Annotated in this window: 16 protein-coding genes; 5 read left to right on the top strand and 11 right to left on the bottom strand. The window is 50.8% G+C overall.

Annotation, left to right across the window (positions count from 1 at the left end; genetic code table 11):
* Positions 1-252: 252 nt before the first annotated feature.
* Positions 253-1,491 carry a uracil-xanthine permease family protein gene (locus C9I98_RS25770; protein ID WP_107272655.1) on the bottom strand — a complete coding sequence of 413 codons (1,239 nt, stop codon included), beginning with the start codon at positions 1,489-1,491 and terminating at the stop codon, positions 253-255.
* A 288-nt stretch (positions 1,492-1,779) separates the two neighbouring features.
* Between C9I98_RS25770 and C9I98_RS25765 the strand changes: the two genes are divergently transcribed.
* Complete coding sequence (locus tag C9I98_RS25765) at positions 1,780-3,072, top strand: DUF2066 domain-containing protein (RefSeq protein ID WP_107272654.1); 1,293 nt, start codon at positions 1,780-1,782, stop codon at positions 3,070-3,072.
* 84 nt (positions 3,073-3,156) lie between these two features.
* Here the strand turns inward: C9I98_RS25765 and C9I98_RS25760 are convergent, their stop codons facing one another.
* From C9I98_RS25760 to bepA, 4 genes are all read right to left on the bottom strand, one after another.
* Positions 3,157-3,582, bottom strand: a complete 426-nt coding sequence (locus tag C9I98_RS25760; protein WP_107272653.1) for a DUF2069 domain-containing protein — start codon at positions 3,580-3,582, stop codon at positions 3,157-3,159.
* 124 nt (positions 3,583-3,706) lie between these two features.
* Entirely contained in the window at positions 3,707-4,285 is a 579-nt protein-coding gene (gene wrbA, locus C9I98_RS25755) for an NAD(P)H:quinone oxidoreductase (protein ID WP_036826832.1), read from the bottom strand.
* 24 nt (positions 4,286-4,309) lie between these two features.
* A complete protein-coding gene (gene arsC, locus C9I98_RS25750; protein ID WP_036826836.1) occupies positions 4,310-4,660 on the bottom strand; it encodes an arsenate reductase (glutaredoxin) in 351 nt (116 codons plus the stop codon).
* A 127-nt stretch (positions 4,661-4,787) separates the two neighbouring features.
* Entirely contained in the window at positions 4,788-6,242 is a 1,455-nt protein-coding gene (gene bepA / locus C9I98_RS25745) for a beta-barrel assembly-enhancing protease (RefSeq protein WP_036826839.1), read from the bottom strand.
* 181 nt (positions 6,243-6,423) lie between these two features.
* Between bepA and C9I98_RS25740 the strand changes: the two genes are divergently transcribed.
* Positions 6,424-6,651: a sulfurtransferase TusA family protein gene (locus C9I98_RS25740; protein WP_036826841.1), complete on the top strand. Its 228-nt coding sequence runs from the start codon at positions 6,424-6,426 to the stop codon at positions 6,649-6,651.
* A gap of 7 nt (positions 6,652-6,658) precedes the next feature.
* Positions 6,659-7,735: an AI-2E family transporter gene (locus C9I98_RS25735; RefSeq protein WP_107272652.1), complete on the top strand. Its 1,077-nt coding sequence runs from the start codon at positions 6,659-6,661 to the stop codon at positions 7,733-7,735.
* A 91-nt stretch (positions 7,736-7,826) separates the two neighbouring features.
* On the opposite strand, the gene bcp is transcribed toward C9I98_RS25735, so the two are convergent.
* Positions 7,827-8,297 (bottom strand): thioredoxin-dependent thiol peroxidase, encoded by a 471-nt coding sequence (gene bcp / locus C9I98_RS25730; protein WP_036825156.1) that lies wholly within the window; start codon positions 8,295-8,297, stop codon positions 7,827-7,829.
* A gap of 12 nt (positions 8,298-8,309) precedes the next feature.
* Positions 8,310-8,849, bottom strand: a complete 540-nt coding sequence (locus C9I98_RS25725) for an ACT domain-containing protein (protein ID WP_036825160.1) — start codon at positions 8,847-8,849, stop codon at positions 8,310-8,312.
* Positions 8,850-9,117: 268 nt separating this feature from the next.
* Between C9I98_RS25725 and dapA the strand changes: the two genes are divergently transcribed.
* Both dapA and bamC read left to right on the top strand, forming a co-directional pair.
* A complete protein-coding gene (gene dapA, locus C9I98_RS25720) occupies positions 9,118-9,999 on the top strand; it encodes a 4-hydroxy-tetrahydrodipicolinate synthase (protein WP_036825154.1) in 882 nt (293 codons plus the stop codon).
* Positions 10,000-10,029: 30 nt separating this feature from the next.
* Positions 10,030-11,058, top strand: coding sequence for an outer membrane protein assembly factor BamC (gene bamC / locus C9I98_RS25715; protein ID WP_036825152.1), 1,029 nt, complete (start codon positions 10,030-10,032; stop codon positions 11,056-11,058).
* A 77-nt stretch (positions 11,059-11,135) separates the two neighbouring features.
* Here the strand turns inward: bamC and lipA are convergent, their stop codons facing one another.
* The 4 genes from lipA to C9I98_RS25695 all read right to left on the bottom strand — a co-directional run bounded on the left by lipA (position 11,136) and on the right by C9I98_RS25695 (position 14,582).
* The gene (gene lipA / locus C9I98_RS25710) at positions 11,136-12,107 is read right to left on the bottom strand and encodes a lipoyl synthase (RefSeq protein WP_107272651.1); all 972 of its coding nucleotides are present in this window, start codon (positions 12,105-12,107) and stop codon (positions 11,136-11,138) included.
* Positions 12,100-12,753, bottom strand: coding sequence for a lipoyl(octanoyl) transferase LipB (gene lipB / locus C9I98_RS25705; protein WP_107272656.1), 654 nt, complete (start codon positions 12,751-12,753; stop codon positions 12,100-12,102). The genes lipA and lipB overlap by 8 nt, the downstream gene beginning before the upstream one ends.
* A gap of 135 nt (positions 12,754-12,888) precedes the next feature.
* On the bottom strand, positions 12,889-13,164 hold the full coding sequence (gene ybeD / locus C9I98_RS25700) for a DUF493 family protein YbeD (protein WP_036820956.1): 276 nt from the start codon (positions 13,162-13,164) through the stop codon (positions 12,889-12,891).
* A gap of 242 nt (positions 13,165-13,406) precedes the next feature.
* Positions 13,407-14,582, bottom strand: coding sequence for a serine hydrolase (locus C9I98_RS25695; protein WP_036820953.1), 1,176 nt, complete (start codon positions 14,580-14,582; stop codon positions 13,407-13,409).
* Between the last annotated feature and the right edge of the window lie 117 nt (positions 14,583-14,699).

The raw sequence follows: 14,699 nt of genomic DNA, 5'->3' as shown, positions 1-14,699 counted from the left end.
CTATGCGATGCCGAACCAATGGTTCAATGAACGTGGTCTGGTGAATCTTGAACATGTAAAGACAGGGTATGTGTTCAGCAATTACGCTGAATGGAAACGTGCATGAGCCGTATACGAGGTCCGTACGGTTCTGTAAGAGGGATGAGGCGGTAACGCCTCACCCTACTTTATGCTTCTAGAGCAATTGAAATAAAACAAACAGCCCACCATTCGGTGGGCTGTTCTTATGCACGCATGTTAAGACGGCTTAAATTAGTCGATCTGCGCGTTATCCACGACTTGGCTTTCACCAAGATCGTCAGGCAGGATAAGGTTTAGCACAATGGCCACGATACCGCACAGGCTCACACCCTGAAGGCTGAACTCGCCGATACCAAAAGCCATACCGCCGATACCAAATACCAGTGTTACTGCCACAATCACTAGGTTACGTGCTTTGTGCAGGTCGACTTGGTTTTTGATAAGCGTATTCAAGCCGACTGTTGCGATTGAGCCGAACAGTAGGATCATGATGCCGCCCATGACAGGAACGGGAATAGTTTGAAGCATGGCGCCTAGCTTGCCCACGAAAGCCAGTACTAGCGCAGTGATTGCTGTCCAAGTCATGATGACTGGGTTGAATGCTTTGGTTAGCATCACAGCACCGGTGACTTCAGAATAAGTGGTATTTGGCGGTGCACCGAACATGGAAGCGGCGATGGTGGCCACCCCGTCACCAGCCATGGTGCGGTGTAAGCCTGGCTTCTTCAGGTAGTCTTTGCCCGTTACATTGGAAATCGCCAGCATGTCACCCACGTGCTCTACCGCTGGGGCAATGGCAACCGGGATCATGAACAGGATTGCGTTGATATTAAATTCCGGGAAGGTGAAGTTCGGCAAAGCCAGCCAGCTGGCTTGCTGCACCGGGGTAAAATCAACCACTCCGAAAGCCAAGCTGGTAACGTAGCCAGTGACGATACCCGCCATGATAGGCACAAGCTTGAAAAAGCCTTTGGCAAAGACGCTAACACCGATAGTGACGATAAGAGAAATGGCTGAAATCCAAAGTGCGATATCACCGTCTACCAGTTGAACGCCGCCGTCACCCGTTTTACCCAGTGCCATGTTCACTGCAGCAGGAGCAAGGCCAAGGCCGATCACCATGATCACCGGGCCAACCACAACAGGTGGAAGCAGTTTATGAATGATGGCTACACCGCGTACTTTGATCAATGCACCCATACAAATGTACACCACGCCAGCCATCATTAGGCCACCCATGGTTGCGGCGATGCCCCAAGTTTGGACGCCGTACATAATAGGAGCAATGAAAGCAAAAGAAGAAGCGAGGAAGATAGGAACAGAGCGTTTGGTGATGATTTGGAAGAGGAGAGTACCGATACCGGCACCGAAGAGGGCAACGTTAGGATCGAGGCCTGTGAGTAGAGGAACCAAGACCAATGCACCAAATGCAACGAATAGCATTTGTGCTCCCTGTAAGATCTGCATCATTATAAAATCCACCCAAACAAAAAAATCGCGCAATGCTATCACAGAAGAAAACGATTGCCTAAGAGATTCGATAAAATTTTGCTGTTCTAATGTCTCCATCAATTTTATGTCTGAAAGACAAAATTATTACAAATTATTGACGCTGATTTATTAACAATGACAGATACTTATTTTCACCATTAATAAGAAAATACTCGAAAGACTTGGGATTTTGCACCAGAAGCAGTTGCCGAGCTGGATGCAATCACTTTATGATCAGAGCTTAATTAAGTAATGAATGAGTTTACTATGTTGCGTGTTGCGTTACTTTTACTGGCTACGTTAGCCATGCCGTTGAGTGCGGCGACAATAACCAACCTGTACCAGGCACAGGTGGTGTTGCCTGATACTGACAGGCAGTCTGAGCAAGCGGCTCGTAATGAAGCGCTTGGCCAGGTATTGGTCAAGGTTTCGGGCCAAAGCGAAATCGTGAAAAACGAAGTCGTTGCCAAAGCGATTAAAAATAGCAGCCAATATGCCAGCCAGTTTAGTTACGGCAACTTGGATGGCCAGCAGACATTGGATCTGACTTTTGACCGCAAGCGCATTCGCAATTTGCTGACGCAAGCAAACTCAACCCTCTGGAGCGAGCAGCGCCCAAATGTGTTGGTGTGGCTGGTGGAAGATGCCAACCGTAGCCGCAATGTCGTTTGGGATCAGTCGGCCAATAGCCTGATAACAGACGTGAAGCGTGCTGCTGATTTGCGCGGCCTGCCTGTGATGCTACCGATTGGCGACTTCGAAGACGTCACGGCGATCAGCATTCCAGATCTCTGGGGTGGCTTTGTGCAACCGGTATCCACGGCGAGCTTGCGCTACCAACCGGACGCGATAGTCATTGCCCGTGCCCGACAAATGGGTGACGGCAGTGTGCAACTAGGCTGGCAATTGTTTGCAGAGAAGGCTGATCGTCTCGCCTCGACACCAGTGGTTCCGCTGGAAGGCAGAGTGGAGGGAACGTCGACGGAAGTGATGGCACAAATGGTTGGCCAGATCACCGACCACCTTGCAGCGAAGTATGCGGTGCCGCTAGGCGGTGATAATTCAGGCGTTGTGTCGATTACGGTTGGCAATGTGCAGTCATCAAAAGACTTTTTTACGCTTGAACGCATGATGACCCGCCTAACATCGGTGGCCGCGGTTAATGCCCATAAGATCCAAGGCCAGAATGTTGAATTCACCGTACAGCTATTGAGCACTGAAGAAGCATTCCGCCGTGAGCTAAGCCAAGACAGCCGTTTGTCTCAGGCAACAACCCCGAGTGATTTGCCATCTGAAACCAGCATGGAAGCCGCCCCTCAGGTTGGTGACGAGTTGGTGGAGCCAGAGGCTGAAGTGCCATCGGAAAGCGAAGCTGCACCGGTTGAAGGGATTATCCGTGCAACCCAGCTACAATCCCCAGATTCAGCGAAAGCAGAGGTTGGTTTGAAAGCAGAGATAGATTCGCAAGCAGGGGCTGAAGCGCAGCAGGGCTTTGAGAGCGAGATGCCAGTAGAGACCCGCCCGGCGAAACAAGCGAGTGTGTATACCTGGACACCATAATTGGTGCTTGGCATCAAACTTAACTAAAAAAACGGTGAGCACAAGCTCACCGTTTTTGTATCGGCAGAAGGGGCCGAAACTGAGTTACTTGCCTTCGTGGCGGGCTTTTTCTTCTTTTTCAACTTGGGACAGCCGCTTGAGCTTGATCCCCAACTCCCGCCCACGCATCCGCGCAAACAAGATATTTGCCACAAAGGCACACGTTGTTAGCCCTAACTCAACGATGGCGAGCCAGCGTTCCCCCTCGTCCACCCATAAGATGGTTAGGGCATGCAGGAAGTAAAACATCAAGATGAAGTTTGCCCATGCATGGGTATAAGGCTTGCCTTCGAGGATCCCTTTTAGCGGAAACAACAGAGGTAAAATCCACATTCCCGCAATCACCAGGTTGTTAAGGTGGGGATGCGGCGATATGGTGCTTTGCCACAGGCCAACCCAGCCCAGCAGGGATAGATTGGCGGTGAGGGCCGCATAGCGTAAGCTGCGGGTTGATTTACTCATCTCGGTCATATGACATCCTTAAATGACCTGAACATTATCAGCGTAAATTAATGCCAGTAAGCAATGCCAGTAATCAATGCCAGTAACTAACGCCAGTTCGTTCTAGCCTTGTTATCGCATTGGTAGCACGCGTTTATTTTAACTTGAGCGCGGTCTGCGCCAGCCTTTTTCCCATCGCCTGTGCCAATTCGCACTCCTCGGCACTGAGTTGCCTGCCTTCACCATGATTCAGGTGAGAAGGGCCGTAAGGCGTACCGCCAGAGCTGGTGGTATGCAAGGCGGGCTCAGAGTAGGGTATCCCCAATACCATCATGCCATGGTGGAGCAAAGGCAGTAGCATCGATTGCAACGTGGTTTCTTGCCCGCCGTGCATCGATGACGAGGAGGTGAATACACACGCCGGCTTACCGATTAGGGTACCGGATAGCCACTCCGCACTGGTTGAATCGATGAAATGCTTTAGCGGGGCTGCCATATTGCCAAACCGCACAGGGCTTCCCATCGCTAGGCCGATACAGCGCTTGAGATCGCCGTGCGTGACATGGGGATCGCCTTTTGCTTCTGGCTCAGTAGCACCTTGGGTATTCAGCTCAGGCACGGTGCGAAGCAATGCTTCGCACCCGCCCACGAGTTCAATGCCTCTGGCAATTTGCCGTGCCAACTGGCGTGTACTGCCATGTCGGCTGTAATAGAGCACGAGTATTTGGTGCATGGTGCTGCTCACTACCTGGAATGATTACAGAATAGTTAGTACTTGCTCAGGCGGGCGGCCCATCGCGGCTTTGTCGCCGTTGACCACAATCGGGCGCTCGATTAGCTTTGGATTTTCGGCCATGGCATCAAACAGCTGTTGCTCGGTCACACTGTCTTCACCCAGCGCGAGCTCTTTATAGATGGCTTCTTTGGTGCGCATCATCTCACGGGCAGAACTGTAACCCAGTTGCTTGAGCAAGGTTTGCAATTGCTCGGCGCTTGGGGTGTCTTCCAAGTACTTAACAACGTCAGGTGTAACGCCGTTTTCTTCCAATAGGGCCAGTGTTTGGCGGCTTTTAGAACAACGTGGGTTGTGGTAGATGGTGATAGACATGACTTCTTCCTTATTTAGCGCATCTGGCCGCCAAGGGCGGCCAGTGGGGTGTTTTCGTTATGTTGCCCCATTGTAGAGGAAGTGTCAGTAAGAAGATATGGCTCAGTGGTTGGCTTTGAGACCGTGATCAGAGGTTGGCAAAGCGTGAGCGAGCAAGGCGTAGTTGGTCTATCCGAGCATCATAGCGTGCCTGATCCAGCGAATTAATCTCAACCAGCTGGCTGGCCTGGATATAGAACTGGATGGCTTTCTCCCACGCCCCCCGCAGTGCCATTAGCTCACCACGGGCGGCCAACTCAGCATCACGACGGCCGTTTGCGGCCTGGGCTTGGGCGAGTAAGTGCCAACCATTGGCGTCATCCGGGTTGTCGTAGGTGTACCGAGTCAAGATCGGAATGCTTTCGCTGTTACGCCCAGCTTCTTGTAGCGCATTGGCCAAGTTGATGTTCAGTACCTTGTGGTTTGGTGTAGCTTGCAGGGCTTTTTGCAGGCGGTTGATCGCCCTGTCATACTGCTTTTCGTACAGATCCAAGTCCGTGGCTGAATCGATATAAAAACGGTTGTTAGGATCTTTTGCCAACAGCGGATCAAGCAATGCATGGGCTTGTTCGTATTTGCCGGTATCAATGTAAACCAGTGCCTTACCGTAGTTGAGCGCGTCTTTGCTGGCACCCGTTGCGCGTTTCAACCTGCGATCGAACCAATCCAGTGAAGCGTTGCTGTCAATACCGGCATAGCGGGCAATGATCCGAGAGCGTGCTAGCTGATAGCGGTTAGAGTCGTTTTTCTTACCCGTCGGGTATTGGTTGGCACGTTCGCGGCTATCCGTGATCCGCGATTCAGGCAATGGGTGAGTCAATAGCATCGGCGGTGGCGTGCTGGCGTAGCGGTACTGATCGGCCAAGCGGCCAAAAAAGCGCGGCATTGCCTGAACGTCATAACCTGTTTTGGCCAGTGTGGCGATACCAATTCGGTCGGCCTCTTTCTCGTTGCTACGGGTATAGTTGATTTGCCCTTGGGCCGAAGCGGCTGTGGTCGCGTGGATTGCCGCCATCCCTGCTTCTGGCGAAGCAATCGCCAGCATCAGCGAGCCGATCAAAGCTGCCATGGTTGCCGGGGATTTCCTCGCCTGATCCTCCATGCTTCTTGCCAAGTGACGCTGGGTGATGTGGGCAATTTCGTGGGCAACAACCGAGGCAAGCTCGCCTTCGGTATTGGCATGAAGAAATAGGCCGGTGTGAATCGCGACATGGCCGCCAAAGAAGGCAAAGGCGTTGATGTCACGGTTTTGGATCATGAAAAAGTTGAACGGGGTGCGAACATCATTGGCGTTGGCAACCAATTGGTGGCCAAGATCTTGAATATATTCCGACAGTAGTGGATCGCTAACCACTGGCATGCTGCCCCGGATCATTCGCATGTAGGCATCGCCGTACTCTATCTCTTTTTCGATGCTCAGCGTCGATGCCGCGGCCGTCCCAATTTCTGGCAGGTCGTTGATTGAGCTTGATGATACAGGAACGCTGGTGCCCAATAGCGCACTGATGAGAATAAAGGCCGGTGCCTTAGTAAATCGAAACATATAAAAAATACAACCGCCCTTGTTACGTTTACCGTTTACCGCGAGAGTGCGAGCCTAAATCTACCCTGAACGAGGGAGAGTTATAAACAGCTAAGACAACGAAACCTTGCACAGGTTTCTTTTTTGTCACCAAGATGTCCTTTACAATACATTCATGGATAATAATTGTCAGTATACCGGAATGGAAACCTTGTTGCTTAACTTGACGACAGAACGCTGCCCGATGGCATTGTTGCTGGCGAAAAGGGCGACCAAGACACTTGTCGTCGGTCAGCAAATCGAAATTCATATCACTGACACAGGTGCTCGGCAAGATATTCCTCGTTACCTGATTAACCATGGCTTTAATATCGAAGTGCTGGCAGATAGTCACCAAGCACTTGTAATAAATGTGACCAAAAGGCAGTAATCGCTCTATGTTGGATATGCTTAATCGCTGGTACCGGCGACGTTTTTCTGATCCCCATGCTGTTAGCTTAGTCGCTATCCTGTTGGGTGGATTTCTGACAATTTACTTTTTCGGCAACTTGATTGCCCCTTTGTTGGTCGCGATAGTACTGGCCTACTTGCTTGAATGGCCTGTCATGCAGTTAACACGTATTGGCTTGCCGCGCCGATTTGCGGTGATGGGCGTGCTGCTTATTTTCGCCGGCTTAATGGTCATGGCGGTGTTTGGCCTAGTGCCAACCATCTGGCACCAGGTCGGCAACTTACTGGCTGACGTACCTAGCATGTTCAACGGCTTCCAAGATTACGTCCTGAGTTTGCCTGAACGCTACCCGGATTTTGTCCAACCGCACCAGGTGGGTACTTTCATGGATACCTTGCGTGCCAAAGTGCTCGGAATGGGCGAAAGCGCGGTGAAGGGTTCATTGGCTTCATTGGTCAGCTTGGCGACATTGGCGGTTTACCTGATTTTGGTTCCTCTATTGGTGTTCTTCCTGCTCAAAGATAAAGACGAGATGATGGAAACACTCAACGGGCTGCTACCGAAGAACCGCCGCTTGGCGAGCAAGGTGGGGGCCGAAATGAACCAGCAGATCTCGAATTACATCCGCGGCAAGGTGACTGAAATCTTCATCGTCGGTATCGTTAGTTATGTGACATTTGCCGTCATGGATCTGCGCTATGCCGTGTTGCTTGGGGTTTTGGTTGGCTTCTCGGTACTGATCCCGTACATCGGCGCTGCCGCTGTGACATTACCGGTTGCGATGGTTGGCTTGTTCCAGTGGGGGATCAGCCCCGACTTCTGGTGGCTGTTGGTTGCCTACGGTATTATCCAGGCGCTTGATGGCAACGTGCTGGTGCCTATTTTGTTCTCAGAGGCGGTTAACCTCCACCCGGTGTGGATCATCGTAGCGGTATTGGTCTTCGGCGGCCTTTGGGGCTTCTGGGGCGTCTTCTTTGCTATTCCGCTAGCAACCTTGGTGAAAGCGGTGTGGAATGCGTTGCCGGCATCCGAGCCCATCGCTGAACCGCCGCAAGATGAGTGATAGCGAGTACCAAATCGAGAAAAGGCCGCATCTGCGGCCTTTTTGCTATGGTTACCCCACCTCTGGGTGGGACAGGCATTGCCCGTTGCGCTTAGCTGTTTTCTTTAAGGTAGTTCAGTACCACTTCGTGGTGGTCTTTGGTTTTGAACTTGTTGAAGACATGCTCGATAACGCCGTTCTCATCGATCAAGAAGCTGGTGCGGTGCAGGCCGTCGTACACTTTGCCCATAAATTTCTTTTCACCCCAAATACCGAATAGATCGGTTACGGCGTGGTCTTCGTCAGACAATAGCGTGAAGTTAAGATCATGCTTTTCAATGAACTTAGGCAGGCGTTTTACCGGGTCGATGCTGATCCCCAATACTTCAACATTAAACGCATCCAACTCAGCCTTGGTATCACGCAGGCCGCATGCCTGGGTGGTGCAGCCCGGCGTCATTGCTTTCGGGTAAAAGTAAGCAAGTACTTTCTTCCCTTTGAAATCAGACAAGCTGACTGGCTCGTCGTTTTGGTTTTGCAGTGTGAAGGCTGGCGCTGGCGTACCGGCGGTCAAAGTCTTCATATTGATTTTTCCTTATTGATTGTGGCCGACGAAGTTAACGCTGCCGGTCACCAACAGGTCACGGCAGAGCCCTTCATACTCTTCTTGTAGTGTCATTAAGTTGCAGCCTTCAGGGAGGTTTGCGCTGATCTGCAACTGGAATTGGTTTGGTTTCTCTGCGTCGTCGCTTTCGTGGGTATGGGCGCTTAACGAGGCGATATCGACATTGCGCGTGGCAAAGAAGTGGGTGAACTGCTCGATAAGCCCCGGGCTATCATTTGCCTCGACATTGAATTCTGCTGTGTATGGGTAAAACCGGTGCTCATGCTTCTTGGTTCGTTTCATGACGGTTAACAGGTCATGTTCTTGGGCCTTGAGCGGCAGGGTGGCTTCAACCCGTGACATGGCATTGGTATTGCCTGATAGCAACATGATAAGTGTGAACTCATGACCAAATAGCGCCAATCGGCTATCGACAATATTACAGCCGCATTGGGTGATCAGGCGTGTGATTTCATCGGAAATCCCTGGACGATCCGTTCCTACAGCAGTAATTACTAAATAATGTTCCATATATTCTGACATCACGTTGTGAACACCCTTTGCATGGTAGCACAGTCCTTGAATCCGCCAAGTTACCTATGCTGCAAAAATCAGCGAACGGTTTATGACTGTAGATCACTGATTTACTTTCTTCTGTCTTGAGTTTACTTTGGCTGAAAAGTAGTATGGTTAGCTTGGCTGCTTTATTATTCGGCTTTTGCCGGCAAGTAGGATGCGTCCTTGGCTGGTGGGCAAAATAATAAAGCTGCCAAGAAATAATTCTTAAGGGGAGATGGACATGTTTTCAGGAAGTATGGTGGCATTAGTGACACCACTTGATGAGGCCGGCGAAGTTGATTACGCAAGCTTGGCATCATTAGTTGAATACCACATTGCAGCAGGGACAGATGCAATCGTGGCGGTAGGTACCACAGGCGAGTCAGCAACTCTGACCGTTGACGAGCACGTAAAAGTGGTACTTAAAACGTTGGAGTACGCACAAGGCCGTGTTCCTGTTATTGCGGGAACGGGTGCAAATGCGACCCATGAAGCCATCACCTTTAGTAAATTGTTCTCGGGTACCGGTGTTGCAGCATGCCTAAGCGTGACGCCTTATTACAACAAGCCGACGCAAGAAGGTTTGTACCAGCACTTCAAAGCGATTGCCGAAGCAACTGACTTGCCGCAGATCCTATACAATGTACCGGGCCGTACAGCGGTTGACCTGCTGCCGGAAACTGTTGCTCGCCTTGCTAAGATTGACAACATCATCGGTATTAAAGATGCCACGGCTGATTTGTCTCGCGTGAAAAAAACACGGGAACTTTGTGGCGATGACTTTATCCAACTAAGCGGTGATGACGCGACAGGGCTCGACTTTGTTGCTGAAGGTGGCCACGGCGTAATTTCTGTCACGGCGAACGTGGCGGCGGCTGAAATGGCGACCATGTTCAAGTTGGCACTTTCTGGCCAGCTTGAAGCGGCAAGTGAGATTAACCAACGTATTATGCCGTTGCACACTCAGTTATTTGTAGAATCAAACCCGATCCCAGTTAAGTGGGCAGCGCATCAGCTGGGTTTGATTAAGTTCGGTGATCTTCGCTTGCCACTGACTGAACTGAGTGAATCGGCACAACCAGTAGTATTAGAAGCTCTAAAGGATGCCAACGTACTGCTGTAATTAGCGAAAGCGTAGGAGCGCAAAAGCGTAATGAATTACAAATATAAGCTGGTCGCAGCAGGTGTTGCTGCTGTAGTGCTGGCTGGTTGCTCTGATGGTGCGGATCGTCGCCGTCAGGCAAACCAGGACTTTAATTACCTCAATACCAAGCCTCTGGAAGCGTGGAACCTACCTGCCGATGCACAGTCATCGCAGGTGAGCGATTACGCCATTCCTGCGGTAGAGGTGCAAGGGGAGTTGGGTCCGGCGGTAGATATCCGCCCACCGCAGCAGGTGCTGACTTTGATCCCGGGCTCGCGTACCGTGAAGCATGAGGATGGCGTGACTTTGGTGCTATTGAAGCCCGAAGAGCTGTCAAAGGTATGGACGCTAACCCAGAAGCTGATCGCCGAGCAGAACATTTCTTTGCGTAGCCAAACAGCTGATGTCATGGAAACGGATTGGGTTAGCTGGACTAATGCCGATGAAGATCATGAGATCGGCAGCCGTTACCGGATCGAAAAGTCCGCCCAAGGTGGTAGCAATACCTACCAAATCAGCTTGATTGGTTGGCGCGAGGCTGGGGTTGAGCAGCCGGTATCGCTTGATAACAAAGAGCGTTACAGCACCCTGATGACCAACTTGGTTGTTGCCCGCTATGATCAGCAAGAGCGCGATCAGGCACGACTGAGAGCACAGGAGCTGGTGAAGCAAATCCCAATCTCGATGGGCCAGGACCGCAGCGGATTACCTGTCATTATTGCTCGCGCACCTTACAACGTGTTCTGGGAACGCTTGCCTGATGTCTTGGGATCGCTTGGCTTTACTGTCGACGGGCGTAACCGTTCGCAAGGTACAGTGGAAGTGAGCTTCAAGTCGCCGGATGATGAGTTCTGGACCGAAATTGGCACAAGGCCTATCGCACTGGATAACAGCAGTTATAATATCCAGCTTGGTGATTTGGGCAACCGTACTTCGATCAGTATTACGGATACCGATGGTAAGCCTGTGACTGAAGAAGCGCTGGAAAGCTTGGCGCCTGTACTCGCTGCAGCTATCGACCGTGCCAATAATAGCTAACCTGTTTTGCGCTAGATAATAAAAAACCGCTACCAGCCTTGCTGATAGCGGTTTTTTTATGAAGGTAGCTTATCCGCTTACTTTACTTCTTCGCCACGTGCCTGCATGTCGGCATGGTAAGACGAACGAACAAACGGACCACAGGCTGCATGGGTAAAGCCCAGGTCAAGCGCGATCTCTTTAAGCTCTTCAAACTCGGCAGGCGGCACATAGCGCTCAACCGGCAAGTGGTGGCGGCTTGGCGCAAGGTACTGGCCTAGTGTTAGCATGGTCACACCGTGGGCACGCAGATCTTTCAGTACTTCGATGATTTCTTCCTTGGTTTCACCCAAGCCCATCATCAAGCCCGATTTGGTCGGCACTTCCGGGTGCATTTCCTTGAATTTTTTCAGCAGATCAAGCGACCACTGGTAGTTTGCGCCTGGGCGCGCCTTGCGGTAAAGGCGAGGGGCGGTTTCAAGGTTGTGGTTGAAAACATCTGGCGGGTTATCACGCAGGATGTCCAGTGCGCGATCCATACGGCCACGGAAGTCAGGCACCAATGTCTCGATTTTAATATTCGGGCTCTTGGCGCGGATTTCACGGGTACAGTCGGCAAAGTGCTGGGCACCGCCGTCGCGCAGATCGTCACGGTCAACCGATGTGACCACGACATAGCGTAGCTTCATATCTGCAATGGTCTGTGCTAGCTGTACTGGCTCTTCAGCATTCGGTGGCAATGGACGACCATGCGCTACGTCACAGAATGGGCAGCGGCGGGTACAGATCGCACCTAGGATCATAAAGGTGGCTGTACCGTGGTTGAAACACTCGGCCAAGTTTGGGCACGACGCTTCTTCACACACTGAGTTCAGGTTGTTTTTGCGCATCGCCGATTTAATTTCCTGGATGCGGTGGCTGTCGGATGGCAGCTTGATTTTCATCCATTCTGGCTTGCGCAGTACTTCCTTCGGAGCTTCTTCCACTTCGACATTGCGAGTTGGGATCAGCGCCATTTTGTCGGCATCGCGGTACTTGACACCTTTCTCGATTTTGATTGGTTTACTCATCTGAATTGCTTTCCGTTTTCCACTCAACGCTCTGATAATCGAGCAGTTTGATCAGCTCTTCTACAAGTACAGGCTGAACTTCCATTAGTTCAGCTGGGCCATTCAACAACGCTGTTTGCGTCATTTCCATTCCGGCATAGCCACAAGGGTTAATACGCAGAAATGGCGCCAGATCCATATTGATATTGAGTGCCAGACCATGAAAAGAGCAACCGCGTCTGATCCGCAAGCCTAGTGAGCATATCTTCTGACCGTCGACATACACACCCGGCGCATCAGGGCGGGCATTAGATTCAATCCCAAAGTGGGAGAGAGTATTTATAACAGTATTTTCGATGTGGGTAACTAGGTCACGCACACCTAATTTATCTCGGCGCAGATCAATTAAGATATAGGCAACAAGCTGACCAGGTCCATGGTAGGTGACTTGTCCGCCACGATCACTTTGAACGACAGGAATATCGCCGGTGTTGAGCAAGTGTTCGGCTTTTCCTGCTTGGCCTTGGGTAAACACAGGGTTGTGTTCAACTAGCCAGATTTCGTCCAGTGTGTCGGTACTGCGCTGGTCGGTAAATTCGTGCATGGCTTGCCAGGTTGGTTCGTAGTCCCGGCGGCCAAGATTTCTGATGATAATCTTCTTTTGCAATGTAACACCCATATTGTTTGTCACTCGGCTTGGCCTGAAATGATGACACCCCGCATGGGTGCATGATACCGATTGGTATTATAAAACTTGGCGGCTGAATTTACAGCCGCCAATTTTATAGGGGTTTGGAGAGGGTTATAGCACCACGCGAACGATGTCGATTTCGCCCAGCTCTTTATAAAGCGTCTCAACTTGTTCAATCGATGTTGCGGTGATTGAAACAGAAACCGCACTGTAAGTGCCTTTGCCACTTGGTTTTACGTCCGGCGTGTAGTCGCCCGGTGCATGGCGCTGGATCACTTCAACTACAAGATCTGGGAGCTCAGGTTTGTTGTAACCCATTACCTTGTAGGTAAACTTACAAGGAAACTCCAGTAGGTCTTTTAGTTTTGGCTGTTCTTGCTGCTGCATTCTGAACTCCGAGATATTGCATATGCGTTACTTAAGTTTTAGCAGAGCATATTAATGGCTCAGGTGCGTGAACACAAGTTTGGTCGATAAAGTGACGGCAAGCGTATAAAACTGATGACAGCCATGTCCAAGTATTCGCAGCCGCCTGGGTGGCGTTGCCGCGTTGCTGGATAAAAAGGGGAGGATAAAAAAACGCCGCCTGTGAGGCGACGTTTTGCGTGTTGTACTTGGTTGCTAAGCCCTTAGCTCAACCAGCCCTTGAACAGCAGCATGATGTAATCAATCAAACGGCTGAATAGGCCGCCTTCGTTAACATCGTTCAGTGCCAGCAGCGGGTACTCTGCAATATCTTCATCACCAACGCGGTAGTAAAGCTTGCCGACAACATCGCCTTTGCTGATAGGGGCTTTTAGTTCTTTCTCAAGGACAAAGCTAGCGGTGAGATCCTTGGTTTGGCCGCGAGGTAGGGTAACGAAGGTATCTTCGCTAACGCCCAGAGACACTTCGTCCTTATCGCCCATCCATACCTTTTCAGATACAAATGTTTCGTTAGCTTTGTGCGGTGATACGGTTTCGAAGAAGCGGAAGCCGTAGTTGAGTAGCTTCTTGCTTTCTGCCTTGCGGGCGTTAGGGTTTTTCGTACCCATTACAACTGCGACTAGGCGCATTTGGCCTTCAGTCGCCGTGCTGACTAGGCTGTAACCTGCGTTGTTGGTGTGGCCGGTTTTCAGGCCATCAACGTTTAGGCTCTTGTCCCAAAGCAGGCTGTTGCGATTGTACTGAGTAATACCGTTGTAGGTGAAAGATTTCTCTTTGTAGATGGCGAACTCTTCTGGAACATCGCGGATCAGGCCTTGGGCCAATAGCGCCATGTCGTAAGGCGTGGTGTACAGGTCAGGGTTATCCAGACCGTGCACGTTGGCAAAGTGTGTCGAGTCCATACCTAGGGTCTTAGCCCAAGCGTTCATGAGATCAACGAACGAGTCTTCCGACCCCGCAACGTGCTCTGCCATTGCTACACAGGCATCATTGCCTGACTGAATGATAATGCCTCGGTTTAGGTCAGAGACTTTAACTTCGCTACCCACCTCGATGAACATCTTCGATGAGCCAGGGAAGTTCTTCGCCCAGGCATTTTTGCTGATCACCACCGTGTCATCCATCGAGATGTTGCCGCGGTTGACCTCTTGGCCGATAACGTAGCTGGTCATCATCTTGGTCAGGCTGGCTGGCGGAATTTGGTTGTATTCGTTATTGCCGGCCAAGATTTCACCTGAGTGGTAGTCCATTAGGACGTAGCCCTTGGCTGCGATTTGCGGGGCTTCAGGCACAACAGCCGGTGCTGCAGCAGCGGTCATGGATGCAAGAAGCGTTGCCGAAACAGCGACAGAGCGAATAAGTGCAACAGATTTCTTCATGATGGTTGTAACTTAATTTGTCGATAGCAAAAAAATTTTACACACTATATCAGATTGTCATTTGCAGACCAGTGCTGGAGGTCATCAAGCTGTCAGCTTTGTCATTTTGATGACCTG

This window comes from Photobacterium sanctipauli, assembly GCF_003026495.1.
In the GTDB taxonomy this organism is placed as follows: Bacteria; Pseudomonadota; Gammaproteobacteria; order Enterobacterales; family Vibrionaceae; genus Photobacterium; species Photobacterium sanctipauli.
The sequence above is the reverse complement of the archived record's forward strand: the minus strand, read 5'-3'. Positions and strand labels throughout refer to the sequence as shown.